Consider the following 9,060-nt stretch of genomic DNA (forward strand, 5'->3'; position numbering starts at 1 on the left):
TTGATTTGTTTTTCTTACTTCGTCTTTCTCACACCGTTTTTGTCTACCTCGTAGCCGTCAACCTTGGTGTTCTTGGCGAGAGCGCCGTCAGAGTAGAAGTAATACCATTTGCTGTCGATCTGGAGCCACTTGCCGGACACCATCAGGCCGTCCTTGGTGAAATAATAGGTCTTTTGGGCATCGCCGCTGCCTATATTCCACCAGCCGACCAACGCCTTGTTGCCGGAGTAGAACCGCCAGTTGTCGCCGTCCTTTATCCAGCCTGTTTTCAGTACGCCGGTGGTTTCAAAGAAATACTTCACGCCGTCGATGGTCTGTGTGCCGGTAAGGGCTTTGCCGTCCGTGTAATACAGATACTGTCCGGCATCGTTTTTCGCCCAACCCTGTGCAGTATTAGGGTCAATGGTCAGCTTGATATAGCGGTGAAGCATGGAGCTGACCTCCGCGCGGGTGGCGCTGGACTGCGGATTAAACTGGTTGTTCGTGCCGCCCATCATAATGCCTGCCTGCTGCATGGCGGTTACCGCCGTTTTGTAGGTGCTGCCAATACTGGAAGCATCTGCGTAGGTTGTTGCAGTACGGGTCACAGGTAGGGTGTAGCCGGTTGCCTTGGCATAGTTTGCGAAGATAACCACAATTTCTTCACGGGTGATTGCCCGGTCGGGCGCAAACTGCTGGTTGCCGATGCCCTGCACAATGCTTTTCTTGTACGCCCATTCGATATAGGGACGGAAGACGCTGTCCGTTTTCACATCGGTAAAGCTATTGGTGGTGTATGCTTTCGTATCCACACCGTCCAGTCTGCCGAGAGCCGTTACCAGCATCCCACGCGTCATGGCTGTGTCGGGCGCAAAGGTAGTTTCCGATGTGCCGGAGAGAAGTCCTCTGCCGACTACATAATCAATGGCTTCCTTGCCCCAATGGGTTCCAATGTCGGTAAGCTTGGCGCTTGGAGCCGTGTAGCCCACGCCGTACACCGAGAAGTGACCGGTGGGGATCAGCAGGCTTCCGCTGTTTGCATCATAAGCGGAACCGTCAATGCGCTGTGCTTTGCCTTTTGCGTCCACATACACGCCGAACAGGTAGCCGACAGCCTCATTCTTGCCCGGTGTATAGGGGATGGAAAGGGTTGCTGCCCCGCTGCCGAGGCTGGTGATGTTGACGTTTTTGCCGTCCTTGACATAGCTGATGGTGATACTGTAAACCGGCCTGTTTTCGAGCAGGGCCTTTGTTTCCTTGGAAAGCCCTGTCGCCGGGGCAATGGTGATGCTGATATTGCCGCCGCTCTGCTTCTGAATTTCCTTTAGGGCGTTCAGATCAAGACCGAGGGAAACCGGCGCCCCATCCAGTTCAAGCTGGGACACCCCTGCGCTCACAAGGCTGTTCAGAGAGCTTTGGGTCAAGGTAGCTGTCAGGGAAGTCGCACCCTTTGGCATGGTGACATTCAGCCCCACAGTGGTGCCGTTTGCGGTTTTGCCTTGTGCTTTGGCATCAGCCTGTGCTTTTGCGATGGCATCGGTGATGGATTTATCCGAAATAGCTGCGCTGGCTGTGCCGTTTGCCCCGGCTGTTGCCGTGACAGGAGCCGTTGCCGTTACCGGCTGGTCAGGCTTTTTACCCGGATCAGGGGTGGGGGTGGCTGCCGGAGGTGTGTACCCACCACCGCCCGAGGACGAACCGCCACCGCTTTGTACGGTGACAGCAATCTGCTCACTATTTATCGTTGCCGTTTTGTTTCCGCTTGCGCTGTTGTTGGTATTTGTGACCTCAACATGATAGTACATTGTGCCAACTGCCGCTGTAGACGGCGTAAAGGTTGCCGAGGTTGCGCCGCTGATTGGTGGACTTAGCTCAGCATTATTGCTGCCACGCCACTGATAGGATAAGGTGCCGCCATCGCTGACACTTGCCCCTACACGCAGGGTCACGCTTTCCCCCACATTTACCGTTACGCCTTGCGGCTGTGTAGTGATACTTGGCGTTGCGGCATTGGTGGCCGGCGTGCCTCCGCCTGTTGTCGTTACCGATACCATGATATACGCCGCCGCGCTCATATTGTCATCCATGACCACCACGTTGAAGTAGTAGGTGGTACCCGGCGACAAGCCGGTAACAACATAGGTGGCACTATCCTGATTGCCAGCGGGGTTCAACAGTGCATCCTGATCATTCAAACAGTCGCTGAGCGTAGAAATGTTGCCGCTTGCAGATTGGAACACATAATACTTCAAAGCGTACGGTTCCCCACTGCCGCTGGCCGCTTTTGTCCAGTTAAGCTGGAGGGAGGCTTGTGCGACTTCAGACGCGGTGATTGTCCCCGCATTGCCCGGCACCGGTACTTCGGCTGTGCCGCTCCCTGTAATGGTGCAGGTAATATCCACCTTGCCTTGCACGGAATTGATCACTAATGTACTGCCCGTGCCGCTGATTGTTTTGCTGCCGTGCGTGCCGTTCCATGCGTAGGTGTAGCTGTCCGCACCTGCGCCGGTGGCGGTGAAGGTCGCCTTGCTGCCTTTATAAAGAGGTTCGCCGGAAGGTAGGTTGTCAAAACCATTTCCGCCCAAGGTCGTTTCGGACAGGTGAATCTCTCCGTCGTTTGTCGTTCCTGCCTTGGCAACGGAATAATTGACCGTATAGTAATCCAGTGCGGCATTGGCCGGGCTACCGTTTACGGTAATGTTTACGCCGGTGTAGTAGTTGCCATTTTCATACACCTTCCATGTGCCGTTTGTGACATTTGCCGTCCTTGTCGCACCGGTTCCTGTCATGGTAACTGCTGTGGTTTCTTCGCCTTCCAGTTTCAGCGTATAGCCGCTGATTCGAGAGGTGGCCGCATCGTTATCCATGCGGATATTCAGCGTGGCGGTGTAGGTGGCTGCCGGTGGATATCCATTCAGCGTACCGCCGGTGTGGGTGGTCGTGCCGCTGACGGCTCCTGTGATGACCACAGTACCGGCCGATACCGTCAGGTTGCCGCCGAGAATAATACTGCCGTTTACGGTGACATTGGCATCCGCACCGCTGACGGTGAGGTCGCCGTTTATGCTACCATTCGCACCGTCTGCGACTGTAAGCAGCCTGCCGCCGGTGACATTCACATCCGTATTGAACGCCGAACGAGAGGTGCATTTCACCGTCACATCGCCGCCGCTGATGGTCGTCGTGCCGCTCGAAGCAATGCCATAATCATCGGCGCTTGCCACATCCACAATCGCATTGCCGCTTATGCTGATGTTTCCGGCGTTCAGCACGTTACCGGTGACGCTGGGACTGGTCTTGACCTGCGCCGTGCCGGAAATGTTAATAGTGCCGCTCTGACAAATAATCCCACCCACATTGGTTCCTGTTGCGGACATGCTCAGCGTTCCGCCGGACATGATAACATCGCCGTTTGCGGTGTAGATGCACGACAGGGCATTTCCCGTCATGGTGATATTCACCGTCGCGCCGGCGACTTCAAGCCCTGCGGCTGCATATAGCGCCGCATCGCTTCCATAAGGGTAATCCAGGTTTAACGTGCCGCTGCCGTTGATGGTGAGTTTTCCAGCGGTGCTGTCATTGTGCTTTAGCCCCTTGGCATTTACCGTGCCTGATACGGTTACGGTCACATCGCCCGCCGCAGCGAAGTCGATGACCCCTGTGGAGCCGCTGATGGTGGTGTTAGTCAGCGTCAGGGTGGCGGTGGATGCTGTCCATGTCCAGCCTGTGCCGCTGGCATCCTGTGTGAGATCCTCAACAATCGCGTCGTCGCCGCCGAGGAACAATTGACCCGTGACAGTGCCGCCGGCGGGGGCTGTCTCAATTTTTACGTATTGATGGCTGGCGTTCCATGTATAGGTACTGCCGGTGGAAGAACCGGTGCCGTCCACGCTGTCGCTCCAGGTGGCTGTATAGGAAGAGGGTAAGGTGGCGGGGGCTTTATTGAACGCGCCAGTGAAGCTGCTTACCGTAACAGACTTCATGATATGGATGCCGCCGTCCGCGTAAATACCGCAGCCACTACCGCTGCCGGAGCTGATGACCGCAATCTTGCCCACACTGCCGATGATGGAGACGTCACCGCCTGCGCCAATTGCCGGGATGCTGGGATGCGTGCTTGTTATATCGCCCGTTTCGCCATAGATTGCGACGCTGAGGTTTGCGTTAATGCCGCCGCCGTAGATGCTGCCGGTGACGCCTGTAATATCGCCAGTCTTACCGCCAATTGTGACGTGGCCGTCTGCGTCGATACCCCTTTGAGCGCCGGCGATATTGCCCACAACAGCGCTAGGTGAAATTGTGATACCGCCCGCTGCCGCGTAAATGCCGAAGACTTTCACACCGGTGATATCGCCGGTTGTGCCGCTGATTAAAACGTTGCCTGTTTCCGCGTAAATGCCGTAGTCTTTCTTGGAGCTGATAGCACCGGTTTCGCCGGTGCTTGTAATTGTAACGCTGACTTTTGCGCGAATGCCGGAGCTCTCATCGCTGCTTGCGGATAGTGCGCAGTCAATCGCGCCTGTCTTGCCGCCGATGATAACATCGCCGCCATTTGCGCGGATGCCATAGTACATGCCTGAAATATTGCCTGTTGTGCCGTGGATGGTAACACTGCCGTCCGCGTAAATCCCATGGGTGCCGCTTTTGGAGCCGGTGCCTCCCGCGCCGATCTTGCCCACAACGGCGCCATCTGAAATGGTAATGTCTCCATTTGCGTAAATCGTGTACGTCGTGGACGTAATATCGCCCACCGTGCCGGAGATAGTAACACTGCCTCCGGCAGAAATGCCGTCGCTGCCGCCGCTGTTGATATTGCCCATCACACCCAAGATGACGATGTCCTTAGACGCCTTTATGCCGCCGTCGGAAATCGTAAGCGGGCCGTCGCCTTTGATGACGAGGCTGCCAGAGCTTTGTATGGCGTAGGTAGAACCTTGGTTGACTGTGACAGCACTGGTGCATGACAGATTGATGATATCGGTGCCGGCACATTCAAATTTTATATAACCGCCTTGGTAACTGCTGTTAAGCGTCAGGGTGGCGGTTGTCGCATCCCATGCCCAGCCTGTTCCGCTGGTGTTAGCGGCAAGACCGACGTCGGTTTGCCCACCAATGTCCATTGTGCCGGTGACAGAACCGCTCATCAGAGCAACACCGCCCCGCGCCAAAGGTGCCGCTGCTTCTTCCACTGTAACAGTAATCTGCGGTGCATATACGCCCTCCGCCACGGTCAGACCCTCTGACAGAGCAAGGCTGGGCGTAAAGGTATAGTCCCCCGCAACATCGCCGTCATAGGCGGGGTCGGAAGTCCAGTGCTCCACCGCCACGGTGCTTTGGGTGTCCTGTTTTGTTGCATCGCTGCCGCTCGCTATGTCATAGACGCTTTCAGTGACAGTAACCGCCAACGTACCCGGCAGGTTCAGTTCCTTCTCCATGGTGCCGGTTTTCACCGTCTGTGCCAATATTTCTGGTTCCAGCGACCCAAAGGCGGTGATGATTCCGCTGTTGCCCAAAGGCGGTGTACCGGAATCCACGTCGCCTGTTTCGGCAAAAGCCATCGTCGGCAGCATGGTCAGTACCATGCACACTGCCAGGAACAGGCTACCGATTTGTTTCCATGTTCGTTTCATTAATTCATTCCTCCTTATAATCGTTTTTATTTTGCCGTTCATTGCCCTTCGACAGCAGCATCCCTAAAATCTCTTTCAGGGTGAAGGACATCCCTCCGGACCAGCAGAGCTTCTCCCCGTCAGTATAGGGCTTGCAGAAATCTCTGCTTGCGATAAGGGCGGCAAAAGCCGGTTCGTGAATCCTGTCCCTAAGCTCCAGAAAGATGGTATGCCCGCTCTCCAGCGTAATGCCAAAGGTGTCCCCATCCAATGCGCTGACACTGATGATTTTTAAGTTTTCACGATCTGCCCGTTCCGACCACAGCATATGAACCACCTCCTAAATCAAACGAGCCGCCAAACCGGATTTTCCGTCTGGCTTACTCATATTTTAATGCAAGACAAAATAAAAAGCGGCGAAAGTTCCGTAATCGTAACTTTCGCCGCTTTTTATTTGTTTTCCTGTCATTTATAGCCGTTCAAAGCAGTAGCCTTCTCCCCTCGAACATTCAATGCACCACCCACTGTTTTCGATTTTCTTACGAAGATTGAAAACGGTCTTCTTGAGAGCCTGATTGTCGCCCAACATGGGCTGTTTCCATGCCTTTTCATACAGGTACTCCGCGCTGATAAAGCGTTCTTCGTTCTGGGTGAAGATCATCAGCAAGGCAAACTCCTTTTGGGTCAGCAGCAGATCGGTTCCGTCCAGTGTGGCTACACCTGCCGCCATATCAAGGGATAAGCGGTCACGGGTCAGCTTTTCAGGGATTTGCTCCGACCGGCGGAGTAGTGCCTCCACCCGTGCCATCAAAACCCCGAAATCGTAGGGCTTGGCAAGGTAGTCATCGCCCCCGGCAGTAAGGCCTCGCACAACATCTTCATTTGTAGTCAGTCCCGTCAGCAGGAGAACCGGAATCTTCGAGTACCGCCGCAGCTCGCCCATAAAGTCCAATCCACTGCCATCGGGCAGCATGATGTCCAACACAATCAAGTCCGGCATTTGTGCCTCCACTGCTTTGCGGGCTTCGCCAAGGGTCAGTGCGGTGACCACCTCATATCTCCGGCGGATGAGCATTCGTTCATTGCCCCGCATAATCTGCTCGTTATCCTCCACCAATAAAATCCGTTTTTCACTCATGCATCCTCACCTCCAAATTGTCCCTCATAGGTGGGCAGGGCAAAGCTCGTCGTCGTGCCGCTGCCCGGTGTGCTCTCGATCCATATCCGGCCGCCGTGGGATTCCACCACCGTTTTGCACAGGTACAGGCCGAAACCGGTGCCCCCGGTGGAAACGCCCCGTTCAAACACATGGGGCAGCAGCTCAGCGGCAATGCCTGTACCGGTATCGGTAACCGTCACCAAAATCTCATGCCCTGTTTTTTCCGCTCGCAGAATAATTCTACCCTGTTCGGTGTAAGCGGCGGCGTTTTGCAGGAGGTTTGCCACCACTTGGGCCAGAAGATCGGCGTTGCCGAATACGTTCAGATCCTCCGCAATGTCCGCTTTCAGGACATTACCCCGCTTTTGCAGATGCAGGGCAAACATCTCTGTGCTGCTGCGCAGGAGCATGGAAAACTTCACCGCCTGCTTGTCCATGCTTTCACTCATTGCGGCCAGAGTCAGCGTGCCGCCCACCATGCGGGCCAGCCTCATAATTTCCTGTTGGGCGTTCTGGAGCAGCTCCGCCGCCTCCCCATCATTCACCGCTTCGCCCATGTCCTCTAAAATTTCCGCCACCGTCTGTATATTGACTGAGATGACGGTGAGCGGTGTGCGCATTTCGTGTGAGGTGTTGGACAGAAACTCTGTTTTTGCGCGGCTGACCCTCTCAAGAATATGGTTCTGTTCATCAAGCTTTTTCTGCTGCTCGTTATAGAGCTTAAAATGGAGATAAAGCATGGTGCCAAGCACTGCGCTGACCGACACAAACCCCACGATCACATCGATGAGCAAGTCCTGCTCGGTAGCCCATGCCTTGACCAGTTCAGGATGGCGAAAGGCAATCAGACAAATAGCAAGGTATAGGAAAATTTCCACGATGGACACCATAATGGCCTTTTTGCCCTCCAGCATCAGTATGGTAAAGGCCACCGCAAACACGAAAAAGCTGGGCATCCCGCTGTGATATCCTCCCGCCGTGAAGAACATGACCGGGAACAGTACCAGAAAAATGGCGATGATGGTAACCATGTAGCATAGCTGGTATCGGCCGGTGCGCTTGGAATAACAGAGTAGGGCATAGGAGAGGAAGGCTGAAATGAAATTTGCCACAATATTTCCCGACCCCGTATTTATTGTAATACCAACCAACGCCATAGCCAAACTAATGACTGTGCCGCCCATGGCAAGCACATTGAACAGTCGTACCCGAAAGTCAAAACTCTTGTCAAAAAATTGTCTGCCAATCAATGAAATGAATCTCCTCATTTGTCACGCTCCTGAACTGTGGATTTTGGCTTACGGCCGTTTTCTTTACGCCTGTCCTCCGGCCGGGTGGCGTCCCGTGGAACCAGCCACACGCCCGCAACCTTATCCGAACCCTTGATACGCCCGTTCACACAGTGGTATATTACCATTCGGGGCGTAAGTCCCCACTGCTCCGCCGCTTCTTTTACACTGATATATTCCATGCCCGGTTCCTCTCAAAGTAATGTCTTTTTGATTATTATATTTCTTTATGAGGAAATCTTCAAGACAAAAACTGTCTATACTTAAAGTCGAGTGATTGCCACTTTCAAAAACCGTCGGATTTTTGGGTGATGGCAGTATCCCTACCGCTTATCCCCATCACTTAATTGAGCGGCATCATGGGTTACCTGATAAATGGGACTACGTTGTTTCCGCCGATGTCCACAACCACAGCCTTTGCCATTTCACATGGCCTGTTGTAGATTGGGATAATCTTTTATAGGGACAATTTACGGGAAGCAGACTGAATGCGGACAAAAGGAATAAGCGGGATGCGTTGGCATCCCGCTTATTCCTTTTGTTTTATTGTTCTTTACTTCTCCGGCACTCGGAGTACAACGCCAGAGAGGATGAGAGAAAACCGACTCTTGTTATTCAGTCGTTCCAACTCGCTCATCGGACCTACTGGACCCGATGGCGAACAGGGACCTACTGGGCCTACTGGACCTGCCGGTATCGAAGGGCCTACCGGACCTCAAGGACCTATCGGACCTACTGGACCTGATGGCGAACAAGGACCTACCGGACCTACTGGACCTGCTGGTATTGAAGGACCCACTGGACCTCAAGGACCTATCGGACCTACCGGGCCAGATGGCGCTCAAGGACCTATTGGGCCTACTGGACCTGCTGGTATTCAAGGACCTACCGGACCTCAAGGGCCTATCGGACCTACCGGACCTGATGGCGCTCAAGGACCTATCGGGCCTACTGGACCTGCTGGTATTCAAGGACCTACTGGACCTCAAGGACCTATCGGGCCTACCGGACCTGATGGTGCTCA

General features: G+C 54.3%; 6 protein-coding genes. 1 reads left to right on the top strand and 5 read right to left on the bottom strand.

What is annotated here, in order from left to right; all coding sequences use genetic code 11:
• Positions 1-14: 14 nt before the first annotated feature.
• From V7M78_RS03260 to V7M78_RS03280, 5 genes are all read right to left on the bottom strand, one after another.
• A complete protein-coding gene (locus tag V7M78_RS03260; RefSeq protein ID WP_333646388.1) occupies positions 15-5,609 on the bottom strand; it encodes an S-layer homology domain-containing protein in 5,595 nt (1,864 codons plus the stop codon).
• A 4-nt stretch (positions 5,610-5,613) separates the two neighbouring features.
• Complete coding sequence (locus tag V7M78_RS03265) at positions 5,614-5,916, bottom strand: hypothetical protein (RefSeq protein ID WP_333646389.1); 303 nt, start codon at positions 5,914-5,916, stop codon at positions 5,614-5,616.
• A gap of 141 nt (positions 5,917-6,057) precedes the next feature.
• Positions 6,058-6,726 (bottom strand): response regulator transcription factor, encoded by a 669-nt coding sequence (locus V7M78_RS03270; RefSeq protein WP_333646390.1) that lies wholly within the window; start codon positions 6,724-6,726, stop codon positions 6,058-6,060.
• Positions 6,723-7,997 carry a sensor histidine kinase gene (locus tag V7M78_RS03275; protein WP_333646392.1) on the bottom strand — a complete coding sequence of 425 codons (1,275 nt, stop codon included), beginning with the start codon at positions 7,995-7,997 and terminating at the stop codon, positions 6,723-6,725. Before V7M78_RS03275 ends, V7M78_RS03270 begins: the two co-directional genes overlap by 4 nt.
• Before the next feature lie 14 nt (positions 7,998-8,011).
• Positions 8,012-8,218: a DNA-binding protein gene (locus V7M78_RS03280; protein ID WP_333646394.1), complete on the bottom strand. Its 207-nt coding sequence runs from the start codon at positions 8,216-8,218 to the stop codon at positions 8,012-8,014.
• A 472-nt stretch (positions 8,219-8,690) separates the two neighbouring features.
• On the opposite strand from V7M78_RS03280, the gene V7M78_RS03285 reads away from it, so the two are divergent.
• Positions 8,691-9,060: hypothetical protein (locus tag V7M78_RS03285; protein ID WP_333646396.1), on the top strand; the 370-nt coding region annotated here is incomplete at its 3' end.

Origin of the sequence: Lacrimispora sp. (assembly GCF_036758025.1) — a bacterium.
Lineage (GTDB): Bacteria > Bacillota > Clostridia > Lachnospirales > Lachnospiraceae > Lacrimispora.

Coding starts and splice junctions, on each gene's coding strand:
- V7M78_RS03260 (WP_333646388.1), bottom strand. CDS start 5,609: ATGAAACGAACATGGAAACAAATCGGTAGCCTGTTCCTGGCAGTGTGC.
- V7M78_RS03265 (WP_333646389.1), bottom strand. CDS start 5,916: ATGCTGTGGTCGGAACGGGCAGATCGTGAAAACTTAAAAATCATCAGT.
- V7M78_RS03270 (WP_333646390.1), bottom strand. CDS start 6,726: ATGAGTGAAAAACGGATTTTATTGGTGGAGGATAACGAGCAGATTATG.
- V7M78_RS03280 (WP_333646394.1), bottom strand. CDS start 8,218: ATGGAATATATCAGTGTAAAAGAAGCGGCGGAGCAGTGGGGACTTACG.